Raw genomic sequence first — 26087 nt, 5'->3', positions numbered from 1 at the left:
TTTGGACCGCGCAGCAAGCAGTATTTCATGTGGGTTTAATGTCTCTTTTGTATCAACGAATGGCGTGCGTTGAACAGTAAATTTAAAACGCTTATCGTTGATATTTACCTTTTGAACTCTCATCGATCTATCATTAAATCTCTTAAATAATACTTGGATATATCAAGCATGTAATCATGCACGGTAAAAAGCAGAACAAAGTAAACATAAACTGTATTTTTATCCTACACTTTAAAAATTGTCGATTATGTAGAAAGGAATAAATACCATTATGAAACTAAGTATTTCACAACTTATTTACGCTGGATTTAGTGTTTTGATTTTAACTATGATATCCATGAGTTTGTATGTAAATCAATCAAGCAAAGATATTTTAACAACAACAAGTGTCATTAAAGATGATGACGTGCCCAGTGTTATTTTATACTTGCAATTACTTGATGAAATTGGTGATATGCAATCTAATGCGCTGGAATATCTTACCGGTGAAGCGGAGGAAGTCAGTGAGTTTGACGATAATTATAAGGAATTCACTGATTATTTAAAGGAGCTTATACCACTCGAATCTTCTAACAGTGAAGATCGTGAAAAGATGGCACTCATTCACTCCACCGTTGCAGGTTATTCCGAGCAAGTTCATCAACAAATTTTTAATAAGTATGATCCCGATAAAGAACGTTGGGCTTTTGCATTAGTTAAAGAGCTGGAAGAAACAACAGGGCATGAGTTAGAAACATTACTAGACAAACTAAAAGTAGAAGAATTTAATGATGCATTAAGATCGACAGATTTACAGGAATCATTGAATGATGACTTACCAGGATTGCGTTATTATTTGGAATTAATTGATGAATCAGGCGATATGTTAGCGTCAATTAATGGTTATATCCAAGGAGATAAAAGCAAAATAGAAGCTTTTAACAAAGACGCTGCCTCTTTCCTTTTTTACTTTAATAAACTCAAGCCACTTGAACAAAAACCACAAGAGCGTCTCAACCTCAAAAAAATTGAAAAATTGTATCATCATATTATGAAAAGTGCCGATGCGGTATTTACGGGTTATGATCCAGAGGGCAAAGTACTCGCTCTGCTCGCGATAGATAGATTGGAGCATGAAGTATTTTCTCAGGTTGAAAAAATACTAGATCAGTCAGCACTTGAAGAGAAAAAAGACGCGACCGATGCACTTGAAGAAACCTATTTTAACATTTCAACACTGGTACAAATGTTGCAAATAGCAACGCCAATCTCGGTTATTTTCGGGATGTTGATAGCCTTCATTATTGCTCGAACCATTGAGCATCGCTTAGTGCGTATCAAATTGGTTTTAGAAGTGGCAGATAAAATTGGTGCCGGCGATCTAACCTCACCGGAAATACTCGACAATAACAATGATGAAGTGAGTAAATTAGCGACCGCGATCAATAAAATGAGCCTCTCTTTGAATAGCATTTTATCGAATGTTCGAGACGTTGCAGATTCGGTCAATCATTCTGCCGTTGATGTTGAAAACATTAGTAGTGAATCTTCGCTTAAAATTATTGAGCAAAAGGACAAGTCGATTATGTTAGCGGAGTCTATCCAAGAAATGAGCGTCACCGCTGATGATGTTGCCAGACAAAGTGCCTCTGCATTTGCCCGTTCTCAGGAATCGTCTTCCTTAGCCGATAAAGGCGGAGAGATAGTCAAAGAAACCGCTAAAGAGATCACTGAGTTGGCTAATTCAATTAACTCTGCCTCTGAAAGCGTTAATAAATTAGGTCAGCAAAGTAATGAGATTGGTGAAATAATTACTGTGATCACCAGTATTGCCGAGCAAACTAATTTACTGGCATTAAATGCCGCCATTGAAGCTGCTCGAGCGGGAGAAGCGGGTCGTGGCTTTGCGGTCGTCGCCGATGAAGTTAGAAATTTAGCTGCTAAAACAACCCAAGCGACTCAGCAAGTATCCAATTCGGTTGGTGCGATCCAGCAGGTTACTAAGGATGTGGTAGAACAAATGGCGTTAGGTACCGACCAAGCAAGCCGCAGTGTGGTTCAAGCCAAGCAAGCCGGTGAATCATTAAATTTAATTGTTGAAGAATTAAATCAGCTAAATAACATGATCGAATCTATTGCTTCCACCGCAGAGCAGCAATCGGCTACCGTGAAAGTGATGGCGAAAGATGTCACGGATATCACCAATTCATCCACCGAGACCGCTACTATTTCAGCCGCCGTAACAGATAAGTCCATTGAGATGAAATCTTTTGCAGGTAAACTGTCAAAAATCGTTAAAGGTTTTAAATTGTAAGTATTGGTATAGTGTTATTTATTGTCATGAACAGACCAACTAAACCTTGGTCTGTTTTTTTATGTAACTTGGTATAATTGCTGTTAATGACTCAGCTTTAAACTAACCCTCTTTAAGGACGTTTCACTGGTGTTTAATCACCTTAACGTGACCAACTCAGTTAATAGGTAACAACTTAACGGGGGAATATCCTGACCGCTAGAAAAAACACTCAAAAGAGTTCAAATTTGATGCTATTAACTTTGTTTTGAACAAAACGATACCCGAACAACCACTTCTCAGAGTCTTTGGCTCAATCCTAAATTTAACAGTAAGTAAATAATGCATCCCTAAATAGAGTGAGACATTTTTTTTATCTATTATTGGTTTGTGATTAATGTAAATTAAGATCGAATAAAAGGTATTAACAGGGAAGTTAGTCACATTTAACCTCGAAAAAGCGAAGGTCAAAAAGGGACTTTTTTTATCTAAAATAATATTTCAAACAAATCGTAAAAAACAAAATTGTCACCCCCAAGTCACATTGATGCAATTTTAGAGTTTAATATAAAAAAACCAAGGGGATTTATCTTTAATAAATTAAGAAAGTGGATGATGTTGAGTCGTGTTGTGCATAATAGGCACTTTGTTATTTTCTTCGGGATATATGATTTTAACTAAAAAAAGAAAATATTTCCATTTAAAAACAGTAGGTTTGATAAAAGTTATTAATTTTATGACCGTCGGATTTTAAAGGCTAATTGTGACTAAGTTATTTTTTGATAATAAGGGGGGGAATTACAAAATTGGTTGCGAGAGCAGGATTTGAACCTACGACCTTCGGGTTATGAGGCTCAAATTCTTACACTATCTAAACAAACTTTAATGTACATTAAATAACATCGCGTAATAGTGGATTGTTTTATAAGTAAAAAGGAATAAATGTAGTGACAACTGGTGGTGCTAACTTGCTTTGCTAATAAAAGGTCACGTCACAAATAAAGTCTTATATGAAAGTCTCAGGCAGACACATCGTACACTAAAAAAACTCACCCGAAGAAAAATAAATTTAAGATTAGTGAATAACCATTAACTATATTGGAGACGTTATTAGTTCATAGGTATCATTAAAAGATGAGTTAAGCAGTAAGTATTATCATCATTTTATATATTAACTTAGTGATGTTTTTTGCTGATTTATAAGCTAATTAGATGTTTTTATAATGCATTATGTAAAGAGGGCTAGGTCTTTAATTTGAATTTATTTGGCTAATACTATCCATTATCGAGGTGAATATGAAGAAAAAACTTATAGCAGAGAATTTAAAACTGAAACATTAGTATTACTTAATGAACAAAATTATTGCATTCAGGAAGCCACTCTAAATATATTATAAAACTACTTGGTAATGTACTACAAGTGAGCCGTAGTACATTTTATGGTTGGCTTGAATGTCCAGCCAAAATCATCAGTGAAGAAGCGCTAAATATATATCGCTCCGCAACGACAGTTGTCTAAACGCAGTCATGGTAATTTAGCTCTCGTCAAATAAGTAAGAACTTAATAAAAATAGGCTTTCGTGTTGGGCGCTACCGTACATGGAGTGCCATGCGTAAATTAAAATATATAGTCACACAACGCCAAGCTTATAAAGTTACAACAAAGCGTAAACACAGCGATAGTGTGGCTGATAACCGATTAAACCAGCCGTTTAATCCCAAGCAGGTAAACCTCATTTGGCTTGGTGATGTCACTTATTTAAGAACAAACCAAGGTTGGATGTATTTTCATCGTCATGGACTTATATTCTCGCTGGGTCTAGGTGGGACTATTTCGAAAGAATGACCGTTGATTTAGTTGAACGAGCATTACAAATAGCGATTAATATCAGGCAACCTAAAGAAAAATTAATGTTCCATCGTGATTGAGGCTCTTAATATACGAGCGAGTAATTTAACCGTTTACTGAATAAGTATAAAAATAATGGCTTCCATGAGTAGCATCTGCGCTTGTTTAAATAACACGGTGGTAGAACATTTTTTGGGAGTTTAAAGTTTTAATGGTGATTAAATATAGTTCACTTAACACGTGAAATGATGAAGAAGGATGTTGAAAATAGATACGTTATTACAACCATGAGCGACTGCATACAACATTCGGTGATTTAACGCCGATTAACTATGAAAATTTATAAAGTCAGGTGGCCGGGTGGAGTTGATCAAAATGTTGTCAACTTGTTACTAAGTTGACAACATTTTCATCTAACTTCATATGTATCTATATTAAAGTTAAATGTCAGATCATGCAGATATAGGTTTGCGCCAATCGTCAGATCCAGATGTTCCTGATATTTTATGATCCCAATTAATGGCTCGATATGATACAGAAACAGTTATAAGTTGGGTGAAATCAGCTTTTGTTACATCTTGACAATGGGGCATTTGACAGTTTATGTCGATAATTGTTGCATCTGTTAATATAGTTGAAAAGAAATGTTCTTGTTTACCTTCAACTGATGTTCTATACCATTTAAGATCTATTTTTGGCAACATTTCACCAGACGCCAATGCGTTATACATCAATGGGACTGATTTATTTAATGCGACAGTAAATTTGAATGGTTTGTGGATGCGTTGACCCGAAGGTTGACCGGATTGAGGATCTGTTGGTACAGTTACAATATGATCAAATGCTTGCACTAACATCTCATCTTCATGACCTTCGACATAAATATTACCGACAGAGTCAGATGTAAATGAACCCGCAGTAATATTACCCTGAGTTTTACCTTCGATTGAAATATAGCAAGGAGTTGGCATTTTTTATTTCCTTTTTATGAGTGTGAACATTAGATTGCAATATTTACACCATTCTTTTAATGCTATGTTTTTAATCGCATTTAATTTTAAAACTTTATTTTGGGTGTTATTTCGCTTGATTATTGGGCGAGTTATAGCCTAGTTAGGCAGTATTTCGCTTAATGCGAGCTTGAAATAAATAACTAACTTGAAAATTGAACTAAATCTCCACCTAACGATCAGATCTTTCTATCAGAAACGATTTTAAAGTAAAAAAAGTGGGCAGATGAATAATTTAGTGGAATTATTTTGTGATGTAGATGATTTTAGTTTTGTCGAAAACGTAAACAATACCCTTTAAATTAAAGGGGGATTTTTCTTCAGATACAATTATGTGACGAGAGCATAAAACTGATCCACGACGTCATTCCGTCAGAATCGGTCATCTGCCCGGTTTCGATCATGGCGCATACTTTAACACAGTATATAGTTGACTCTGCGCCTACCTATGACTCCTATCCTAAACATGGATGCATTTTACTTTTCAATTTTAGATGGCTTTGTTCGACAATATTATTAGGTATTTAACCGCCAAGACTTTGATTATACATAACATGTATTCACCTACAAAAGACGAATATTGATCGTATCCCGCGCAGTTGCATTAGTGGCACTTTTATTAAAGGCAATCTTACAGGGTAAATCACTACGCTAAATGTTTTTTTAGAAAAGGCGTGTGCATCCTATCATTAGTGCTTTAACTCAAGTAAAAGTCAACAATAGAACCGTATTTATCGACGACTCTATAGTAATAGATCTACTTATCCTTTCACTTTTATATCAATTTCATCCATGCGCTACTTTACGTTTTTTTTCTAAAGCAGGCTTCAATTTTAAGAGCATATTTGATTATCCAACGATTTAAGGTTGAGTTATCAAAATGAATAGTACGCTCCGAAAATATATCTTCTATTTCACGATAACTGAGTTTATAAGCAGGTGTAACGCAGTGCCATCATTATCATGTATATGAGTAATGTTGTCCTGAAAATTAATGTCTATGTACTCATGATCTTAAAAATAGAGAAATATCTAATAATTTAGTTTATTTCGTCAACTGCGTGGCAAGATTCAATACTTTGTTTTTTATTGTTTTTTATTGTTTTTTATTTTACAACGATCATTTTTAAAAATTTACACTGTGATTGCAGTAAATTTTTTATAAATGCGATCGCCTTCAACATAATAGTTAAAACTTACATTTAATAAGCAATTGTTAATCTACTCTAATGTAATTGACAACTGCTTATTTGTTAATTGGTTGTCAATTAACTGTGAGCGGATGAATGATAATTAATTATAGTGTGCTGCAAAGAGTTTATTTATCTAAGCATTTTGATCATGAAAGTTTATTTAATAACAAGTCAATGGGGATAAAACATGTCTAAAGAAGGAAGTATTGCTCCAAAGGAACGTATTAACATCAAATATGTTCCAGCTACGGGTGATAACCAATCAGAAGTTGAATTACCATTAAAAATAATGGTTGTAGGTGATTTTAAAGGTCATGGCGAAGAAATGACGATTGAAGATCGTAAGGCCGTGTCTGTTAATAAAAACAATTTTACATCGGTCATGCATGAAAATAACTTAACCATCAAGACGACTGTCGTAAATAAATTATCTGAAGAAAATGAAGGTGATTTGACTGTTGAATTATCTTTTAAATCTTTAGCCGATTTTTCTCCTGATTCAATTGCATTCCAAGTTCCAGAGATAAATAAGTTAATTGAATTACGTGAAGCCTTAGTTGCTCTGAAGGGTCCATTAGGTAATATTCCTGCTTTTCGTTCTCGTCTTCAAGAGATAATTTCTTCGGATGAGTCACGCGAAAAGTTACTTGCAGAATTTAAACTTGTTAAAGAAGAGCCTAAGCAAGCCCAAAAATAACGAGGTAATTTTATTTTTAACTAAAATAAATGAAAGGATCATAATACATGTCAAATCAAGAGCAAGAGCAAGTGCTCAAACAAGCTGAAGTTAGTCAAATGAGTTTACTTGATGAAATAATGGCGCAAACACGCATTGAACCCAGTGAAGATGGTTATGATATTGCGAAGAAAGGTATTGCCGCTTTTATTGAGAATTTAATAGGTTCGAAACAAACTGATGAACAAGTTAATAAATCACTTGTAGATCATATGATTGTTGATTTAGATAATAAAATAAGTGCGCAAATGGATGAGATTTTACACAATGAATCGGTCCAAACATTGGAATCGTCATGGCGTGGTCTTAAATTATTAATTGATCGCACTGATTTTCGTGAAAACATCAAAGTAGAAGTGCTTCATGCGACCAAGCAAGAAATGCTCGATGATTTTGAATTTGCAGCTGAAACTGTGCAATCTGGTTTATATCAACATATTTATTCATCGGGTTATGGGCAGTTTGGTGGAGAGCCCGTCGGAGCTATCATTGGTAATTATGCATTCACACCATCGAGTCCTGATATTAAGTTACTTCAGTACATTGGCGCTGTTGCCGCAATGGCTCATGCACCCTTTATATCATCAGTAGCACCTTCATTTTTTGGAATTGATTCATTTGAAGAGTTGCCTAATATTAAAGATCTTAAATCTATATTTGAAAGCCCTCGTTACACTAAATGGAGGGCTTTACGAGATTCAGAAGATGCACGTTATTTAGGCCTAACGACCCCAAGGTTCTTATTGCGAGTTCCTTATGATCCTATTGAAAGCCCTATTCGTTCGTTTAATTACAGTGAAAATGTGAGTGATTCTCATGATAGCTATTTGTGGGGAAATACCGCATTTAGTTTTGGCACTCGTTTAACCGATAGCTTTGCAAATTATCGATGGTGTCCGAACATTATCGGTCCTCAAAGTGGAGGGGCAGTTGAAGATCTTCCTGTGCATATGTTTGAATCAATGGGAGCATTACAATCTAAAATTTCAACTGAAGTATTGATAACAGATCGTAAAGAATTCGAATTGGCAGAAGAGGGGTTTATTGCGTTAACGATGCGAAAAGGCAGTGATAATGCAGCATTCTTTTCGGCTAACTCTATTCAAAAACCTAAAGTATTTCCAAATACGAAGGAAGGACGTGAAGCAGAAACCAATTATAAGTTAGGTACACAATTACCTTACATGATGATCATTAATCGTCTTGCGCATTATGTAAAAGTGTTACAACGCGAACAAATTGGAGCGTGGAAAGAGCGTCAAGATTTAGAGCGTGAACTAAATGGTTGGATAAAGCAATATGTTGCAGATCAAGAAAATCCACCTGCAGAAGTTCGTAGTCGTCGCCCACTTCGCGCAGCTAAAATTGAAGTGTCTGATGTTGAGGGAGATCCAGGTTGGTATCAAGTGTCACTTTCCGTTCGTCCTCATTTCAAGTATATGGGGGCAAATTTTGAGCTGTCACTCGTTGGTCGTTTGGATAAGGTGTAGTTTATTATGTCTTATATAGTACTCGAAGATAGCGCATATGGCGTTAGTTTGTTTGAGCGATTAGAAAAAGATGCTCCTATGCGTTCGATTATGAAAGGTCCTGATCCTGGTGACGTTTTAGACTCTATTAAACGTAACATCAGCGATTTATTAAACACACGTATGGGTGAAGCGCAAAGTGCTCCAAACTTGGGTTTGATTGATTTTAATGATGCAACTTTAGGCAGTAATGATTTAGCTTTACAAATTAAACTCGCTATTTTCGAGTGCATTGAACGTTATGAACCTCGTATAAAAGAAATGGATATTCATATTTTAGCGGATGATGATAGTCCGCTAAATCTGCGTTTTCATATTACAGCGAGTTTGAATAGTAGTGCTATCGACAAAAAAATTCAAATAGATCTTTTATTAGATAACAACAAAAATTATAGAGTGATTTAAACGTGTCAAATGGCAAATATTTCCGAGAAGAATTAGCTTTTCTTAAAGAGCAGGGCATGGAGTTTTCAGAGGTTTACCCTCAACTTTCTCGTTTTTTACATGGCCGAACAACTGATCCTGATGTTGAGCGACTATTAGAAGGTTTTGCCTTTTTAACGGGGCGTTTACGTGAGAAAGTTGAGGATGATTTTCCTGAATTAACTCATTCTATTATTAATATGTTGTGGCCAAACTATTTAAGGCCAGTACCAAGTATTAGTATTATTAAATTTAATCCAAAGATAAAAGCGATTAGTTCACGGCAGACAGTATTAAAGGGAACGCGTCTTGATAGTTTACTTGTATCGGATACTATTTGTCATTTTAGCACCTGCCGTGATTTAGATATTTACCCGTTAGAGCGTGAGAGTGTGGTAACAACTCATACTCGTGAAGCCTCAATAATTGATGTTAATTTATGTTTGTTAGGTGATCAAAACGTCAGCAAAATGAAACTTGATAATTTACGTTTTTATTTAGGTGGGCATAATTATAGTGCACAAATGTTGTATTTATGGCTCAGTCATTATTTACAACGAATTGATGTTATTGCGGGAGATAGCACTTTTACTTTACCTAAAGGTAGTTTTCAAGTTGTTGGTTTTGATGGTAAGGATGCTATTTTACCCTACCCTAAAAATGTTTATGAAGGTTATCGTATTTTACAGGAATACTTAGTATTTCAAGATGCTTTTTTATTTTTTGATGTGATGTCAATTGGCAAAAATATTGCACCAACAGTCTCAGGGAAAATGACGTTACGTTTTTGTTTTTCAAGAACGTTACCAGCTGATGTGCGCGTTCGGGATAAAAGTTTTGAGCTGTATTGTACGCCTGCGATTAATATTTTTGAGCATGATGCTGATCCCATTGATCTAAACGGCAAAAAGACAGAATACAAAGTTACTCCCTCAAGTCGTTACCCCGCGCATTATGAAATTTTTAATGTACAAAGAGTGCAAGGTTGGAAGGGCTCTGAGACAGGTAGAGTGCGTGGAGAACCAAGAATTTATAGTCCATTTGAAAGTTTTCAACATGAAATTGAACGTAGTCGTGATCGTCAATCGTTATATTATCGAGTACGCGTAAAAAACAGCTTACGTAATGACGGTTTTGATCATTACATTTCATTTGTTCGTGGTGATGAAACGCAATGTATAGGTCTTAGTGAAGCGATTTCTCTGCATCTTATTTGTACTAATCGTCAACTTCCTTTGGAGTTAGGTCGAGGTGATATTTGTGTCGCAACGGACTCATCACCTGCTTATGCAAGCTTTGAAAATATCACTGAACCAACTCAGCCATTACGGCCTGTATTAGATGGCAGTTTGTTATGGACTTTAATTTCAAATTTATCATTAAATTATTTATCGTTACTTTCTCGTGATGCTTTGTGCTCTATTTTGCGTGCTTATGATTTTAGGTCATTAGTAGATCGTCAAGCTGAATTAATCGCTAAGCAACGCTTACAAGGAATTGTAAAAATCACATCGCAACCGATAGAGAAAATTATTCGAGGATTACCGGTTCGAGGTTTGCAATCGGTAATTGAATTAGATCAAACTTCATTTGGATCTGAAGGTGATTTGTATTTGTTTGGATCGGTACTAAGTCGATTTTTTGCATTATACGCAAGTATTAATTCGTTTCATGAATTGGTAGTTATTAACTCTGTAAATCAGGAAAAATATACATGGGGCACGCAAATAGGGATGCAACCTCTGATTTAGAGAGTGCAACAATAGACATACAATTACCAAAGCAGGTTGAATCTTACAATTTTTATCAACTGGTTGAATTATTACATCGTCTTCAAGATGAAGAGCCAGAAAGTGAAAATTGGGAGTTACGTTGTCGTCTTTTATTTAGCGCAAATCCCAGCTTAGGTTTTGCCTCTAGTGATGTTACAAAAGTAGAGTCAATGGATAACGGACGCATTAAATTAGAGACCACTTTTTTTGGATTAACGGGATCTCAATCTCCATTACCCGGTTTTTTTTTAGAGCGCATTGCAACAGAAGATGAAAACGGATTACGCAAAGAATTTTTAGATTTTTTTAATAATCGTTTACTTGCTTTATTGTATCGAGTTTGGAGGAAATATCGTTATTACGTGCGATTTAAAGAAAATGCTAGTGATGATTTTTCAGCTCAGCTATTTGCATTAGTCGGATTAGCAGATAAAGAACTACGTGGCGACACGCCTATTAATTGGTGCAAAATGTTGTCTTATGCCGGGATGTTAGCGGGTCGAAGTCGTTCCCCACAAGTTGTGTCTGGGATTGTTGCACATTGTTTTGATTTATCTGATGTCAGTATTCGACAGTGGGAGGTCCGAAAAGTAAGGATCCCTGAAAATCAAAGAATGCAATTGGGAAGAGCGAATGTACAACTAGGCAATGACACTATTATTGGAGAGGATGTTAAAGATTGTATGGGTAAATTTGTCATTTGTGTAAAAAACATGACACAAATGCGTTTTAAAGATTTTCTTCCTTCAGGTAAAGAATATTTACCTTTTTGTAAGTTAATTGAATTTATTTTACGTGAACAGATGGCCTTTGATTTAGAGCTTGAATTAAAAGCAGATGAAGCGCTTCCAATGCAATTGGGGGGGCAGGGTCAATTTTCACTTGGTTGGTCATCTTTTATTGGTACGAGTACAGAAAAAAGACGAGTTAGAATTCAAATTAGACGTTAGGAAAAAAAATGGCAGAATTGCGTAGCGTTACATTGGTAGTGATCAATTCTCAGTTACTACAGGCTGGGTTATCTGCAACACATAAATTTAGTGTTGAAGGAGGCTCCATTGGTGGGGATTTTGATGCGGATTGGCAGTTACAAGATGATAAAAACAGTGTGCATAGCTTGCATTGTAATATTTTTTTTACAGATACTTTCTTTTGTTTAAATGACAATTGTGGGAGCACTTATATAAATGATGCTTCAATGCCTATTGGCAAGAATAAAGTTGTAAAACTTAATAAAAAAGATGTTCTAAACATTGGTATTTATCAAATACGAGTGCACTTCGATGATAAATATACAGATGCAAAAATATTAGATTTAGACGGTGAAGATACGTTAGATATTGATATTCATAGTCATAAATTATTATTTACAAATGAAACTAAAAACGAAATAAAAAATAATGATGATCCGTTAAAAGCGTTAGATAGCGTTGAACGGGAGCTTTCTAGTAAATTTTCTGGCGCGGATTCGAAGCAAACAAAAGAGAAAATAGAACAAGATAATGTTGACTATTTATTAGCGAAAGATCATGGAAAGCAGGGTGCAAGTATAATGATGCAAGCAGATTGTGAGCGTGATGAAAGTGCTGCCATTTACTTAAAAACCGAATCTAAAGAAAAAAGTAAAAGTTCGGCAATAGAAACACCGTTAAATTGTAACACAAAAGGCATTTTCAGATCTAAGTTATTGTCTTCTTATCGACAACTAATGGGCTCTGAATCATTACATACTACAAACAGTAATATGGCACAAAAGGATAGCGCAATGAACGATAAAGTACTCGATTTATTAGAAGATGACATAGATGACATAGATGAGATAGATGATAATTTTAATTTATATGAAGGTGATAGCGCATTAGATAACGGAGTTAATCACCTTGTCGCGGCGCCTTTATTACGAGGTTTAGGGGTACAAACGGGTGATCTTAATAATTTGGGCGAAATGCAAATTTTATCGGAAGAAATAGGAGCTTCGTTACAAGCTGCCATTAAAGGTTTATTAGAGTTACATTCACAAGTAGAAAATAGCCGTTATGGCGTCATGAATAAGAACTTGCAACCCATTGAAGATAATCCATTACGTCTAGGGTTATCTTATGAACAGACAGTGCAGACTATGTTTGATGTAAAGCGTAGTTTAGTGCACTTATCTGCACCTTCTTCGATTGCTGAAAGTTTGCAAACAGTAAAGCATCATAATGAATCTGTGCAAATGGCGACCAGTGATGCTTTAAATCAAATTTTACACGCTTTTTCACCGGAAGTATTAACGCGTCGCTTCAATCGCTATAAGCGTACAGGCGAGCGAATAAATGAAAGTGAGGATGCTTGGGCATGGAAGATGTATCAAAGTTATTACAGTGAATTGACCTCAAATCGTCAAAATGGCTTCGAAAAGTTATTTTGGGAGATTTTTGATCAAGCATACGATAAAACATTACGTGAGAAACAGCAGGAGGAATAATATGATCGGTCGTTTAATCATTGTCGCTATGTTATCAACGCAGTTGTTTGCATGTAGTTCGACTTATGATCCGAAAATACAGCCTAGCACGGTGACGTATAGCATGGTTGCTAGTGCGACTGTGAATCCAAATCTCAGTGGAGAAGGTACCCTAATTGAAGTTCAAGTTTTCGAATTAGAAGACGATTCAATGTTTTTAAATGCAGATTATGACCAATTAATTAAAGATACCAAGAGTGCGTTAAAAAGCAACTATATAGATCATTCTGATTATGCTTTATTACCCGGTCAATTTAAGTACATAGACACGAAAAAAATAGATGAAGATACTCATTATATCGGTGTAATTGCGCGTTATTCAGATCCTGATAAGAGTCAATGGAAAAAAGTATTGAAAGTGAAGCCGTTAGGGCAGGAATACCATTTGTTAATGCTTTTTCAAGAAAATGAAGTTAACTTAAATATCGAGAATTAAAAATGTCTGCAAGAAATAGAGTTGTTTGGAGTGAGGGCTTGTTTATTAAGCCACAACATTTTCAGCAACAGCAACGTTATACAGAGCATCTAATTGATGTACGCATTGGATCTGTCAGTCGTTACCTGTATGGGATCACTGAAATATTATTAAATCCAGAATATTTAAGTTTTGGTCGTATTGCAATAGAGCGAGCTGTGGGAGTGATGCCTGACGGTACTATATTTTATATCCCACAAGAAGATATGTTACCCAAAGCATTAGAAATTGTTGATAGCTCATTTGCGAATCAAATCGTATATTTAGCTATTTCCTTACGCACAGATTCAATTACTGAGATAAGCTGGCCTGATAGCGCAGGAGGCGGGCGCTATCAATTAGTCCGTCATGAAGCGCGAGATATTCATACCCAGCAAGGCGATACAACAAACATTGATGTTAGCTCTGTCTCTGTCCGCTTAATGTTAGAGAAAGAAGATAGAAGTGCATATGCGTCTATTGCTATTGCACGTATTTTAGAAAAACGTCCTGATGGTAGTGTGGTGTTAGATACAAATTTTATCCCTTGCCACTTAAATGTTTCTGGCGTGCCAGTATTACACCGTTTTATAGGTGAAATGGCAGGTTTAATGCGTGAACGCGCGAAGAATATAGCGCAACGTATAGGCTCGCCAAGTCAAGGAGGCGTTGCTGATGTATCTGATTTTATGTTGTTACAAGCTTTAAATCGAATGCAACCACAATTACAACATTTATCGAATTTACGTAGCCTTCACCCCGAACGTTTGTATGAAAGTTTGAGTGCTATGTGTGGAGAGCTTTCTTCATTTACAGATGAAAGTCGATTAGCGCCTGAATTTGTTAGTTACAACCATGATATGCCATTAGAGTCTTTTTTATCGGTGATGTCGATGTTACGTCAATCACTGAGTATTGTTCTTGAGCCCCGCGCCGTTTCGTTGCAATTACACAAACGCAAATATGGCATCATGGTAGCACCAGTACAAGATCCCTCATTATTACGTGATGCTGATTTTATTTTATCTGTGCGCGCTAAAATGCCACTTGATGAGTTACGCAAATTATTTATTCAACAGACCAAAGTCGCCTCCGTTGAAAAAATTCGTGAGTTGATATCATTGCAATTACCGGGGATACCTATAATTGCACTACCGGTTGCCCCTCGTCAACTTCCCTATCATGCTGGCTACACTTATTATCAATTAGATAAGACAAATCCCGCATGGAAAATGATCAACAATTCGAGTGGTTTTGCATTTCATGTAGCGGGAGATTTACCTGATCTTGATCTGCAGTTCTGGGCAATAAGGAGTTAATTTATGGCAGATGTATTATTTGATGAACCGACCTCATTGGAGAGTTATAACAATTTGCTTTTTGATGAAGTCAGTAAAATAGACGCAGATCAAGACTATTGGTTTAAGTTGCGTGGTGACAATATTAACCCTTTAATTGATGCAGCTACGCCTTTGATGGGTATGGCGTTACGCGTAAGAGGATTATCAACTTGTGACAATGTTTATGATATTTACAAGCAAGCCGTTGAAGAAGTAAAGGCGATTGAAGTTGAGTTAAAAGAGGCGGGTTATGAGCGTGCAGTGATAATTTCTTACCGTTATGTTCTGTGTTCATTTATAGATGAAGCAGTGATGAATACAGCATGGGGCGCCGATAGTATTTGGATTGAAAACTCATTACTTAGCCGTTTTCACAATGAAACGTGGGGCGGAGAGAAAGTATTCATTATTTTGAATCGTCTCGAAGGGGAACCTACGCGTTATAAGGAGCTTTTAGAGTTTATATTCTTATCTTTTTGTCTTGGTTTTGAAGGTCAATACCGAGTAATGAGTAACGGGCGAGATGAGTATGACAAAGTGGTTGCGAATTTATATGCAATATTACGTCGCATACAAGAAAACGAACCGGAAGAGCTGACGCATGCAACAAAACATGTGATAACGACAAAATATAATATAAGTCGTCAAATACCTTTACCGATAGTGTTTTCCGGGTTTTTAGTGACTTGCGTGGTTATTTTTATAGGCTATTCGTTGTTATTACACACTAAATCAACGGATGTATTAGAGCAACTAAATCAAATACTACAATAAAAGGTGAGCTTGTGATAAGAATCGAACTGCCAACATTAATTGGTAAATTAAATGCGCAAACGAAGCTTGCTTTAGAGCAAGCTGCATCGGTATGTATTAGTCGTCAAAATTCAGAAGTAACATTTGAGCATTTGCTTTTTAGTTTACTTGAAAATCCATTATCGGATGTTCGAGTATTAATTAAACAAGCGGGTCTAGATCATGATGTTCTAAAGCAAAAGATTGGTGCAGTGATGGCTCGTAGTAACGATAGTCACGAGACTTACCCCGCTTTTTCGCCATTATTAGTTGAATTATTACAAGATGCGTGGTTATTAAGCTCAATTGAACTTAATGAGACAGAGCTACGTTCAGGGGCTATTTTTTTAGCCGCGTTATTACGCTCGGATCGTTACTTAGAATTTAGCTTACATGATTTATTAAAATCTTTTAATTGTGAGACGTTGCGTAAGAATTTTTCGATCTTAACCTCTGGCTCTACAGAGTCTCCAGCTCCGCTCGATACGTCTAAATCAGTATCGGTATTGAATGATTCAACGACTGCTTTATCACGTTTTTGTTGTAATTTTACTGAGCAAGCACGAAAAGGTGAGTTAGATCCGGTGATATGCCGGGATGCTGAAATTAACTTAATGATTGATATATTGTGTCGTCGTCGTAAAAATAATCCTATTGTAGTAGGCGATGCAGGTGTAGGTAAAAGTGCTGTTGTCGAAGGCTTAGCATTGCGTATTGTTGAAAATAAAGTGCCGGAGTCATTGCGTGACGTTGAATTAATGTCATTGGATTTGGGACGTTTGCAAGCGGGAGCGTCGGTAAAAGGTGAATTTGAAAAACGTTTAAAAGGGCTTATTGATGAAGTAAAAGCATCATCAACACCGATAATTTTATTTATAGATGAGGCGCATACTTTAATAGGAGCGGGTAATCAAGATGGTAATGATGCGGCGAACTTATTGAAACCAGCACTTGCCCGAGGTGAATTATGTACGATAGCGGCCACTACTTGGAAAGAATACAAAAAATATTTTGAAAAAGATCCCGCCTTAAATCGTCGTTTTCAACTCGTAAAATTAGATGAGCCTAGCGTAGAGCAAGCGGTGGATATTTTACGTGGTTTGCATCAAGTTTATGAGAAAGCGCATAAGGTACTTATCAGTGATGAGGCGCTTCGAGCTGCCGCTGAGCTATCGGCTCGTTACGTATCGGGTCGTCAACTTCCCGATAAAGCGATTGATGTACTTGATACTGCCTGTGCTCGTATAGCAATTAATTTGAGCTCTCCTCCTCGTCGCATTGGCGAACTTGAAAATATTTGTTATCAACGCCAACTTGAAATTAACATGTTAAATCGTCAAAAAAAGTTAGCTCGAAATATTGATGAAGAGCGTTTAGACGAATTATTAAAATTAGAAGTAGAGACGCGAGCATTGATTAAAAAGTTGCATGATGCTTGGGAGATACAGCGTGAAGTAGTTGAGAAAGTGATTATTATCCGCCAAAGTATTTTAGATGATAGTGTTGCGATATCGACAGGTATTGATAGCGATACAGATAGCGATACAGATACCGATGTTAGCGTTGAAACAGAATCGACTAACATTGCAGTTGAAAGTGCATCTATTGCGCCACAAAAAAAGACGCCAGAGCAAGAGAATGAGTTACGTGAACAGTTAAAGAGTCTATATGCAGAGCTTGCCGCTATCCCTCATAGCGAAGTGTTAATGCACCCGGAAGTAGATGCAGAGCAAATAGCAGAGGTCATTGCGGATTGGACGGGTGTACCCGTTGAGCAAATGAATGCAGACGAACTCACTAAAATAACTAATTTACCGCAGTTACTCGGTGCAACAATAAAAGGTCAAGATACTGCACTCGCTACAATTCATCGACATATGTTAACTTCACGTGCAGATTTGCGTCGACCAGGTAGACCCAAAGGTGCTTTTTTATTAGTGGGTCCAAGTGGAGTAGGAAAAACAGAAACTGTTTTGCAATTAGCTGAAAAGTTATATGGCGGACGGCAATTTCTGACCACAATAAACATGTCAGAATATCAAGAAAAGCATACTGTATCTCGTTTAATCGGTTCGCCTCCTGGTTATGTTGGTTTTGGTGAAGGTGGCGTATTAACCGAAGCTATTCGTAAAATGCCATATTCAATTGTTTTACTTGATGAAGTCGAAAAGGCACACCCTGATGTATTAAATTTATTTTACCAAGCATTTGATAAAGGTGAGATGGCTGATGGTGAAGGTCGCTTGATTGATTGTCAAAATATTGTTTTCTTTTTAACTTCAAATTTGGCTTATCAAAGCATTGTTGACCATCGCATTGAAACAGGAATAATTGAAGATAAAATTTATCCTGAGTTGGCGGCTTTCTTTAAACCTGCGTTACTCGCACGCATGGAAGTTGTTGTCTATCGACCACTTGGAGAGTCTATTTTAAAACAAATAATTTGTGGAAAATTATCTCGTTTAGAAACGTTATTTATGAGTCGTTATAAGGCTGAAGTAAAAATAGATGACTCCTTAATAGATGAAATTTTGCGTCGTTCAACACGTTCTGAAAATGGTGCTCGAATGTTAGAAGCCATTATTGAAGGTCAAATGTTACCTGCAATATCACTTGCATTATTAAATAAATTAGCGGCTCGTGAAGATGTACATCGTATTTATTTGACAGTGAAAGACGGCGAGTTTTTTGGTGAAGTGGAGTAATTATTAATGGTTCAGTGGCTTAAAATAGCAAGTGAATTAACCGCTATACATGACTGTAATGAATTGGCACTTAAATTTATTGAGGCATTAAAGACCGAGTTACATTTGTCTGCTGCGCACATATTATTTCCGTGTGCCGATGGGCGAAACTTAATGGCGATTAATCATCCTCAAAAGTTACTTTGGGGGGTTAATGATTTTGATAGCCCTTTTGCACACGCGTTGCAATCTGCATCTTTAATGCGACTTGATGCGAAACGATTACTTTATTGGCGCTCTAATTCGGCTTTTTGCGCTTTAATGAGCAATATTTCACGTACGGATAGTGTCTTGATCTTGCCTCTTTGCGAGGTAGAAAATAAGGTAAAAGCATTATTAGTTGTGATGGCGCCACCTGCAATTATTGACGCGGTGCTAGCTGAAAATGACTGTATACAATTTAGTAAATTATTTCTTCGTCATTGGCAAATGATCCAAGATAAAGGTCAACAAGAAAATCAAAAAACAGTTTTAAATGAGTCTATTACACGTTTACGTCAACAAGAGAGTCAACGTGGAATGTCAATTAATTTAACCAGTAAATTAATTGGTAGCAGTGATCTAATTAATCGATTACGCACTCAAATCGTCACTGCTGCACAATCAGGGCTGAGCGTACTAATACAAGGTGAAACGGGTACGGGTAAAGAGCTTGTAGCGCGTGCAGTACATGACTTATCTGCTCGTAATAAAGGTTCTTTTATTGCAATCAATTGTGCAGCAACGCCGGAGAGTTTACTTGAAAGTGAATGGTTTGGACATGCAAAAGGGGCATTTTCTGGCGCTGAGCGTAAAAAAAAAGGTTTAGTGGAAGAGGCAGATGGAGGCACTTTATTTTTAGATGAAATAGGTGATATGCCTTTGGCTTTACAGGCTAAATTATTACGTGTTTTAGAGACGCATAAATTTCGCCCTGTCGGCTCAGAGAAGGAAATAAGCTCTGATTTTCGTCTGGTTGCAGCCACCCATGTTAATTTGCGAAGTCGGGTTGAGTCAGGTGATTTTCGTCATGATTTATATTATCGGTTATATCAATATCCGTTACTTTTACCAACATTAAAAGAGCGTGCTGATGATATTTCAGAATTAGCATTGCACTTTGTTGATAAATTTAATGAGGATCATAAAACGAATATTAGAGGCATTTGTTACAGCGCGCTAGATCATCTATGCAGTTACAGTTTTCCTGGCAATGTTCGTGAATTACGTCATTTGATAGAGTTTGCTTGTGCACAAACGGCTAATGGTGAAGAGGTTGGAATTGAAAGTTTTGATGATCGAGCGCTTATATTAGGCCTTGAGACTGACATAAGTATGACGGCTGTTGATGAGGTGAAAAAGAAGAAAAAACAGATTATTGATATTCGAAATTTAAAATTAGCATTACAAAATTATGAAAGAGAGATCATTCGTTCTCGTTTGCTGCAATTTAGTGGTGATCGAACAAAAGCTGCGGAGAGTTTAGGTTTACCTAAAAGAACTTTGGCAGGTAAATGCTTAAAATTTAAATTAAAGGTTAAATGATGAGAAAAAGATCATTACGTTTACTACTTTGTTCAGGTTATGCCTTTTTATTATATTGCTTGTCTTTTAATGTGTTAGCGGCTGAAGTTACGAGTGTTAACAACAACGGATCGGTAATGCATGAGCAAGTATGTACTAAAATTGAAGGTCGATTACAGCGTTTAAAATGTTTTGATGAAACGTTTAATACACCTATTGAATACATGCAACAAAAGACTAAAGTGATAATAACGCCAACAAGATCGGAGGTGTGGAAGCGAGCGTTTACGGGAGAGTCAACTCGAAAAAACAAACGTGGTTTTAATTTAACTTATGCAGATATTAATAATAAAAAGGCAGACATGTGGTTAACGGCAACGAGTAAAGGTGTATATCACTCAGATCCATCCTCATTGTTGTTATTAGCTAAGCCATTGACTGAAAAAACATCTAAAAACAAACAATTACCTATTTTGATGTTGAGCTGTTTAGACAATATCAGTCGTGTGGAGATAGTATTACCTAAAGCAATTAAGAGTGCACGAATAGGTATTACGATACCGGGAAATCCAGCTTTAACTCAAATCTGGAGTAGTGATAATAGTGGTTTTATTATTCGCTCTGGGCGGGGTCTCACTGCGATTGAGATAATGAAAACGATGCTAGATAACACGCAGTTAGTGTTTCGTTCCAATAGCGCTGAGATAGATGGTCTTTATTTTGATACAAAGGATCTGAGTCAGTCAATAAAGCCGTTACGTAAAGCATGTCGTTGGTAGGAGTCACTCATGAACATGAAAAATTATCGTGAACGAATAAAAAAACCTATCCGAGCGAAATGCGCGGTGGGTGAGCGTCTGCTTGATGATCCGTTACTTGATTTTGTGGAAACACAGATGATAAAAGTGGGCTCTCTTTCACATGGTGAAGTGCAGTGGGATGAAATAGAGAAGATCTGTATGAATTTATTGGAGAATAAAACAAAAGATCTAAAAATATTAACATACTTACTACAATGTATGCAGTATCAAGCAAGCGCAGAGCGTTTCACGTTATCTGTGTATATATTAATTGATTTTATGACTGCCTTTTGGGAGACCTGCTATCCGGCTCCTGGTGATAGAGGGGCATTACCACGTCGTAAATTTTTTAGTCAAATAGCGCAAAGAACATTTAAATCTGCACAAAACTTAGATGCTGAAATGTTTGCTGTTGATTTAAAAGTCGAACTTGAAAATGCCATTGAGCAATGGAAAGAGGTAGTAAAAACATATTCATTACCGCTTACTTTAGTTGATGACGTACAAGTTTTATTAACGAATAAATTATCACCGCTTAGTGTGGATACCGTATTACCTGGAACGTCAGAGTCGAGTACTTTAAAGGCTGAGAGCGAAAATACGGCCTCGAATTTATCTGCTATTAGCAAGTTTAAAACTGACAGTAGTAGCGATCGTGCTACGAAACAAACGTTATTTAAAATGGCCGATTTTTTAACTGAGCTGGATAATGGCTCTGTTTACAGCTTACGTTTGCGTCGTTTAGCGACGTGGTTAGCGGTTGTTTCGCTACCTGATGCAGATCAACATGGGCAAACACAATTAATGCCGTTATCAATAGATCGTATTCAAGAGTATGAAGATCAATTAGAGCGAGGGGCAGATTTAGTTTTATGGCGTAAAGTAGAAAAAAGCTTGACGTTAACGCCATTTTGGCTCGATGGACATTATTTAAGTTTTCGAATAGCGATGAAATTAGGCGAAAAAGATTTAGCGACAGCTATAAGGGATGAGCTTTTAATTTTTATCGGGCGTCTACCCACTTTATTAAACATGTCTTTTCAAGGCTCAGTTGCATTTGCGAGTCAAGAAACGCAGCGCTGGCTCAATGATGTTAATAATTGTAACTCGTTAGGTACAATGCCGGGTTTATGGGATGAAACCTTAAAAAAAGCATTTGTATTGGCTGAAGATGGAGGTGTTTCTGTGGCATTAGCGATGTTAAATGAAGGTTTAAAAGAGGCTAAAGAGCCACGTGATAAATTTTATTGGCGAATGTTATCTGCCGATGTAATGCATAACTATAAATTAGGCGCGTTAGCGAGTGCACAATATACAACATTAAAAATTCAAGCCCAGTCATTTTCTGTTACTGATTGGGAACCGTCACTTATTCAGCGTCTTGAAAACGTGACTGACATTAAAGCGTAGGAATAAACAATATATGTGGAATAAATTAAAAACAATATTAATGAAGGTAGTCCCAGGATTACGAGCAGCAATGCCTATTTTACTTGTTATAATTTTCATTTTACTCAATATTGCGATTTGGTGGGCGGGGCCGAAGCTAGTGATTTCAGGAGATAATCCTTTGCAGTCGGTGCTTGCGAGATCAATAACAACTATTATTTTTTTACTCTTTTGTATGACCGCTTGGGGCATATTGCAATGGCGCCGTTTACAACGCTATCATGAAGAAAAAGATCTTGAGGCGTTGCATAAAAATGATCCTATTAAACATTATGAAGAGCGCCAAGAAATAGAGTTAAATCAAGTCATGCTAGCAATGAAAGAAAGCATGAACAAGCGTAATTATTTATATGCATTGCCTTGGTACTTGGTTTTAGGATTAGAAAATGCAGGAAAAACAAGTTTAATCAATCGTTCGGGGCAAAATTTTGTTTTTTCTTCTGTACTTCGAGCATCGGGTAATAAAAGTGAGAATCCTTATTCATTTGATTGGTGGATAAGTGATGACGCTGTATTAATTGATCCCGATGGGGAGTTACTAACTCAAGGTAACATGGATGATTCTGAAGAGGGTGAAGTTGAGCGACGTTTGTGGTTGCATTTTATACAGTGGTTAGAAAAAATACGCAGTCGTCGGCCTTTAAATGGGGTTGTTTTAGCGCTTGATATAGAGAACTTGTCGACAGCACGCACCACAGAGCGACTCGCTTATTCTAGTTTGTTACGTGCGCGTTTACGTGAATTAATGGAGAAGTTATCAACGCGTCTTCCTGTTTATATTACGCTAACGAAGTTAGATTTGTTATATGGTTTTGAACCTTTTTTCAGGCAATATACGCGCGCTCAACGTGAACAGATATTAGGTTTTACTTTTACGATGGATTCGGTTAAAGATCAAGATAGTTGGTTAGGTGAATTTGATGAAAATTATTCATCATTTATAACCCGCATTAATGATTGTTTACCTCGTTCGTTATTAAGCTCTATTGATGCAGAAGAGCGTCGTGCTATTTATAGTTTTTCTCGGCAGATGGCCGGAATGCACGATGTATTAAAGCAATTTTTACATGAAGTTTTAGGCAGTGATCAGTTTTCAACTTCAGCGCTTGTGCGTGGGGTATATTTTTTATCGGTTTATCAACAAGGGGTTCCGAGTAATGCCTTTGTTGATGCGGCTTCGCGTCGTTATAGTCTTCCATCTTCTATCAATAGTGCTCAAGACGCAAAAAATTCAACACCTTATTTTACGCAAAAACTCTTTAGTGAGGTCATTTATGCCGAGGCGGGTTTAGCATCAGATAACTTTCGAGCAGCCAAACATAAACGTCGTTTACTTATGCTGTCAGTAGTTGCATGCAGTATTGCATCTTTGTTATTGATTGGCTCTTGGCATGAGTACTATAAAAAGAACATAGCGCAAGCGAATGCGGTATTAGTGCAGGTAAATAATTACAAAAAAGAATATGCACTAGATCTATTGACAACGGATAGTCGCGATATTTTGGTGCCATTAAATACCATTCGTAAAGCAACATTAGAGTTTGGTTTTTTTCGTGATAAGTCGCGATTTATATCAGATATGGGTTTATATCAAGGTCACATTATCGGGCCTAAAGTGGAAGAAACGTACCTTAACTTATTAAGAAACAGTTACTTGCCGATACTAATGCAACAAGTAATGAAGAATTTGTCAATCGCTCAAAGCGACGATAACAAGTTAACCTTATTACGTGTATATCGTATGTTAACGGATAAAAGTGGGCGTAATGATAAATTAGTCGAAGATTATTTTATGCATGTGTGGCAAAAATCTTACCCTAGGCAGCGTCAAACCCAAGAGATGTTATTACTGCATTTAGATTATGCGATGCAACATACCGACTTACAAGGTGCCAGACAACAAGGAGATAAGGATGCTTTATATGTATTGCAACCATACGATAGTTTAGTGGCAAAAAATCAACGTGCATTGAGTGTATTACCAATAGCAGAGCGTGTTTATCGTAATTTGAAAAAAGAAGCGATTAGCGTACTCGGTGCTCCATTAGATTTACGCAATAATATTGGCCCTGTGTTTAATTTGGTTTTTGAACAACGTATGGAGAATCACGCGCATTACTTGATCCCTGATTTTTTAACTAAAGATGGTTTTGATCGTTATTTTATGCCCAAATCAGATTTGGTATCTGAATTGGCATTATTAGATAATTGGGTATTAGGAAAAAGTAAATCAGCAGAGTTTAGTGAGGCCGATAAAAAGGTCTTACGCGATAAAATTCGCGCTCAGTATGTGGCGGATTATACTGATACTTGGCGAGTTGCTATCAACAATATTAATGTGAAGTATTTTGCTGATATTAATGGTGCGGTGTTGGTATTAGATAACATTACGGGCAATAAACAACCGTTTATGCGCTTATTACAAACATTAAAGACGAATACACGTTTATTTCCAACATTACCAGAAAATGCCAAAGAAAGGCTTGAACTGATGAAATTGCCAAAATATAAAGTGGCAACAATGATTGATAGCAAATTTTCACAATTGAACGCGTTATTAGAGACTCAAGATACTCAACCGGTATACATGGACGAGGTGATTAATGCGGTAGATCAATTATTATCTTATTTAAAATCTATCCAAAATGCCCCAGACATGGGTAAAGCTGCGTTAGCTGCGACACAAGCTCGAGTTGATTTGAGTAATGCTGATCCTATTTATGTATTACAACGCATCGCATCAGGTTTACCTAAACCACTCGATTCTATGATTAAAAAATTAGCAGATGAAAGTTGGTATGTTGTAAAACAAGAAGCGATAAAATATTTAGAGGTACGTTGGATAGATGATGTTTATAAAGAATATCAAGAAAAACTAGCGTCTCGTTATCCTTTTGATGCGCAATCTAAGAAAGACGTATCATTGCAAGACTTTGAACAATTTTTTGCGCCTAATGGCACGTTAAATGAGTTTTATAATAAGCAATTAAAAATATTTATGGATGAAAGTTTAGCGAAAAGTGAGAGTAATTCAGGGCATTCATTAATTAGACAAGAGGTTTTAGATCAATTGCAACAAGCGAAAAAGATCCAACAAGCATTTTTCAATCGCAAAGGGATTTTGAATGTAGAGTTTTCACTTGAGCCCATTGAGCTAAGTGCGAATAAACGTCGCAGTGTGATCAATGTCGATGGGCAATATGTTGAATATAGTCATGGGCCACGAAAATCTGTTGAATTACTGTGGCCTAATACCTTACGAGCATCTGCGACAAGTAAAGTGACTTTAGTACCATCAGCTCCAAATAGATCACCACGAAGTATCAAAATACAAGGGCCGTGGGCATTTTTCCGCTTATTAGATAAAGGGCAGGTAATAAGCGCAAGTGCAACGAGTGTTGACTATAAATTTAAAATTGATGGGGGTTATGCTCGTTATCGTTTACATAGTGAAGCGGATAATAATCCATTTACGACATCATTATTTAAATCATTTAAGTTATCTAATACACTGTATTAATGAACATTACGCTTATTTTTAGTACGTATATTAAGCGAGTAAGTTGTTTTACAGATTAAAATTATTTTTTGGGAAGTGTATTAAACGTTCCAGTATGGGCTTATCAAGATGCGAAGTAGAAAATGATTTGACTCTTTTACTTTGCGTTTTGATGAGGCGTTATATTCATAAAAACGTGCATGGTATGCGTTTTAT

Annotated in this window: 16 protein-coding genes and 2 pseudogenes; 16 read left to right on the top strand and 2 right to left on the bottom strand. The window is 36.5% G+C overall.

The window, feature by feature from the left end; all coding sequences use genetic code 11:
• Positions 1-271: 271 nt before the first annotated feature.
• Both PCNPT3_RS08710 and PCNPT3_RS14460 read left to right on the top strand, forming a co-directional pair.
• The gene (locus PCNPT3_RS08710; protein WP_015465514.1) at positions 272-2293 is read left to right on the top strand and encodes a methyl-accepting chemotaxis protein; all 2022 of its coding nucleotides are present in this window, start codon (positions 272-274) and stop codon (positions 2291-2293) included.
• Positions 2294-3549: 1256 nt separating this feature from the next.
• A pseudogene (locus tag PCNPT3_RS14460) lies at positions 3550-4467 on the top strand (IS3 family transposase).
• 106 nt (positions 4468-4573) lie between these two features.
• On the opposite strand, the gene PCNPT3_RS08700 reads toward PCNPT3_RS14460, so the two are convergent.
• Positions 4574-5092 carry an Hcp family type VI secretion system effector gene (locus PCNPT3_RS08700; RefSeq protein ID WP_015465511.1) on the bottom strand — a complete coding sequence of 173 codons (519 nt, stop codon included), beginning with the start codon at positions 5090-5092 and terminating at the stop codon, positions 4574-4576.
• 369 nt (positions 5093-5461) lie between these two features.
• Positions 5462-6122, bottom strand: a pseudogene (locus tag PCNPT3_RS14290) (IS6 family transposase); the annotation flags it as partial.
• A gap of 389 nt (positions 6123-6511) precedes the next feature.
• Here PCNPT3_RS14290 and tssB point away from each other — a divergent pair.
• Genes tssB through tssM form a run of 14 tightly spaced genes read left to right on the top strand, consistent with a single transcriptional unit; the run spans position 6512 to position 25892 of the window.
• On the top strand, positions 6512-7021 hold the full coding sequence (gene tssB, locus PCNPT3_RS08695; RefSeq protein ID WP_015465510.1) for a type VI secretion system contractile sheath small subunit: 510 nt from the start codon (positions 6512-6514) through the stop codon (positions 7019-7021).
• Between the two features lie 47 nt (positions 7022-7068).
• A complete protein-coding gene (tssC, locus tag PCNPT3_RS08690) occupies positions 7069-8550 on the top strand; it encodes a type VI secretion system contractile sheath large subunit (protein WP_015465509.1) in 1482 nt (493 codons plus the stop codon).
• A gap of 6 nt (positions 8551-8556) precedes the next feature.
• Complete coding sequence (gene tssE, locus PCNPT3_RS08685) at positions 8557-8994, top strand: type VI secretion system baseplate subunit TssE (RefSeq protein ID WP_015465508.1); 438 nt, start codon at positions 8557-8559, stop codon at positions 8992-8994.
• Positions 8995-8996: 2 nt separating this feature from the next.
• Positions 8997-10763 (top strand): type VI secretion system baseplate subunit TssF, encoded by a 1767-nt coding sequence (gene tssF, locus PCNPT3_RS08680; protein ID WP_041771288.1) that lies wholly within the window; start codon positions 8997-8999, stop codon positions 10761-10763.
• Entirely contained in the window at positions 10727-11734 is a 1008-nt protein-coding gene (tssG, locus tag PCNPT3_RS08675; protein WP_015465506.1) for a type VI secretion system baseplate subunit TssG, read from the top strand. Before tssF ends, tssG begins: the two co-directional genes overlap by 37 nt.
• Positions 11735-11742: 8 nt before the next feature.
• Entirely contained in the window at positions 11743-13251 is a 1509-nt protein-coding gene (gene tagH / locus PCNPT3_RS08670) for a type VI secretion system-associated FHA domain protein TagH (protein WP_015465505.1), read from the top strand.
• Between the two features lies 1 nt (position 13252).
• Positions 13253-13726: a type VI secretion system lipoprotein TssJ gene (gene tssJ, locus PCNPT3_RS08665; protein ID WP_015465504.1), complete on the top strand. Its 474-nt coding sequence runs from the start codon at positions 13253-13255 to the stop codon at positions 13724-13726.
• 2 nt (positions 13727-13728) lie between these two features.
• Entirely contained in the window at positions 13729-15063 is a 1335-nt protein-coding gene (gene tssK, locus PCNPT3_RS08660) for a type VI secretion system baseplate subunit TssK (RefSeq protein WP_015465503.1), read from the top strand.
• Positions 15064-15066: 3 nt separating this feature from the next.
• A complete protein-coding gene (icmH, locus tag PCNPT3_RS08655) occupies positions 15067-15858 on the top strand; it encodes a type IVB secretion system protein IcmH/DotU (protein ID WP_015465502.1) in 792 nt (263 codons plus the stop codon).
• A gap of 11 nt (positions 15859-15869) precedes the next feature.
• Positions 15870-18581, top strand: coding sequence for a type VI secretion system ATPase TssH (tssH, locus tag PCNPT3_RS08650; protein ID WP_015465501.1), 2712 nt, complete (start codon positions 15870-15872; stop codon positions 18579-18581).
• Between the two features lie 6 nt (positions 18582-18587).
• Entirely contained in the window at positions 18588-20144 is a 1557-nt protein-coding gene (locus PCNPT3_RS08645; protein WP_015465500.1) for a sigma-54 interaction domain-containing protein, read from the top strand.
• Positions 20141-20902, top strand: a complete 762-nt coding sequence (gene vasI / locus PCNPT3_RS08640; RefSeq protein WP_083900331.1) for a type VI secretion system-associated protein VasI — start codon at positions 20141-20143, stop codon at positions 20900-20902. The genes PCNPT3_RS08645 and vasI overlap by 4 nt, the downstream gene beginning before the upstream one ends.
• A gap of 9 nt (positions 20903-20911) precedes the next feature.
• On the top strand, positions 20912-22333 hold the full coding sequence (gene tssA / locus PCNPT3_RS08635; RefSeq protein ID WP_015465498.1) for a type VI secretion system protein TssA: 1422 nt from the start codon (positions 20912-20914) through the stop codon (positions 22331-22333).
• A gap of 13 nt (positions 22334-22346) precedes the next feature.
• On the top strand, positions 22347-25892 hold the full coding sequence (gene tssM / locus PCNPT3_RS08630; protein ID WP_015465497.1) for a type VI secretion system membrane subunit TssM: 3546 nt from the start codon (positions 22347-22349) through the stop codon (positions 25890-25892).
• Positions 25893-26087: the final 195 nt, after the last annotated feature.

It is taken from the genome of Psychromonas sp. CNPT3 (genome assembly GCF_000153405.2).
Classification (GTDB): domain Bacteria; phylum Pseudomonadota; class Gammaproteobacteria; order Enterobacterales; family Psychromonadaceae; genus Psychromonas.
This window is presented reverse-complemented; position numbering and strand designations above follow the sequence as displayed.

What these genes read in the sequence shown, in the direction of transcription:
- icmH (WP_015465502.1), top strand. Translation starts at nt 15,067, where the DNA reads ATGGCAGATGTATTATTTGATGAACCGACCTCATTGGAGAGTTATAAC.
- PCNPT3_RS08645 (WP_015465500.1), top strand. Translation starts at nt 18,588, where the DNA reads ATGGTTCAGTGGCTTAAAATAGCAAGTGAATTAACCGCTATACATGAC.
- PCNPT3_RS08700 (WP_015465511.1), bottom strand. Translation starts at nt 5,092, where the DNA reads ATGCCAACTCCTTGCTATATTTCAATCGAAGGTAAAACTCAGGGTAAT.
- PCNPT3_RS08710 (WP_015465514.1), top strand. Translation starts at nt 272, where the DNA reads ATGAAACTAAGTATTTCACAACTTATTTACGCTGGATTTAGTGTTTTG.
- tssB (WP_015465510.1), top strand. Translation starts at nt 6,512, where the DNA reads ATGTCTAAAGAAGGAAGTATTGCTCCAAAGGAACGTATTAACATCAAA.
- tssM (WP_015465497.1), top strand. Translation starts at nt 22,347, where the DNA reads ATGTGGAATAAATTAAAAACAATATTAATGAAGGTAGTCCCAGGATTA.
- tssA (WP_015465498.1), top strand. Translation starts at nt 20,912, where the DNA reads ATGAACATGAAAAATTATCGTGAACGAATAAAAAAACCTATCCGAGCG.
- tssE (WP_015465508.1), top strand. Translation starts at nt 8,557, where the DNA reads ATGTCTTATATAGTACTCGAAGATAGCGCATATGGCGTTAGTTTGTTT.
- tagH (WP_015465505.1), top strand. Translation starts at nt 11,743, where the DNA reads ATGGCAGAATTGCGTAGCGTTACATTGGTAGTGATCAATTCTCAGTTA.
- tssK (WP_015465503.1), top strand. Translation starts at nt 13,729, where the DNA reads ATGTCTGCAAGAAATAGAGTTGTTTGGAGTGAGGGCTTGTTTATTAAG.
- vasI (WP_083900331.1), top strand. Translation starts at nt 20,141, where the DNA reads ATGATGAGAAAAAGATCATTACGTTTACTACTTTGTTCAGGTTATGCC.
- tssG (WP_015465506.1), top strand. Translation starts at nt 10,727, where the DNA reads ATGGGGCACGCAAATAGGGATGCAACCTCTGATTTAGAGAGTGCAACA.
- tssJ (WP_015465504.1), top strand. Translation starts at nt 13,253, where the DNA reads ATGATCGGTCGTTTAATCATTGTCGCTATGTTATCAACGCAGTTGTTT.
- tssC (WP_015465509.1), top strand. Translation starts at nt 7,069, where the DNA reads ATGTCAAATCAAGAGCAAGAGCAAGTGCTCAAACAAGCTGAAGTTAGT.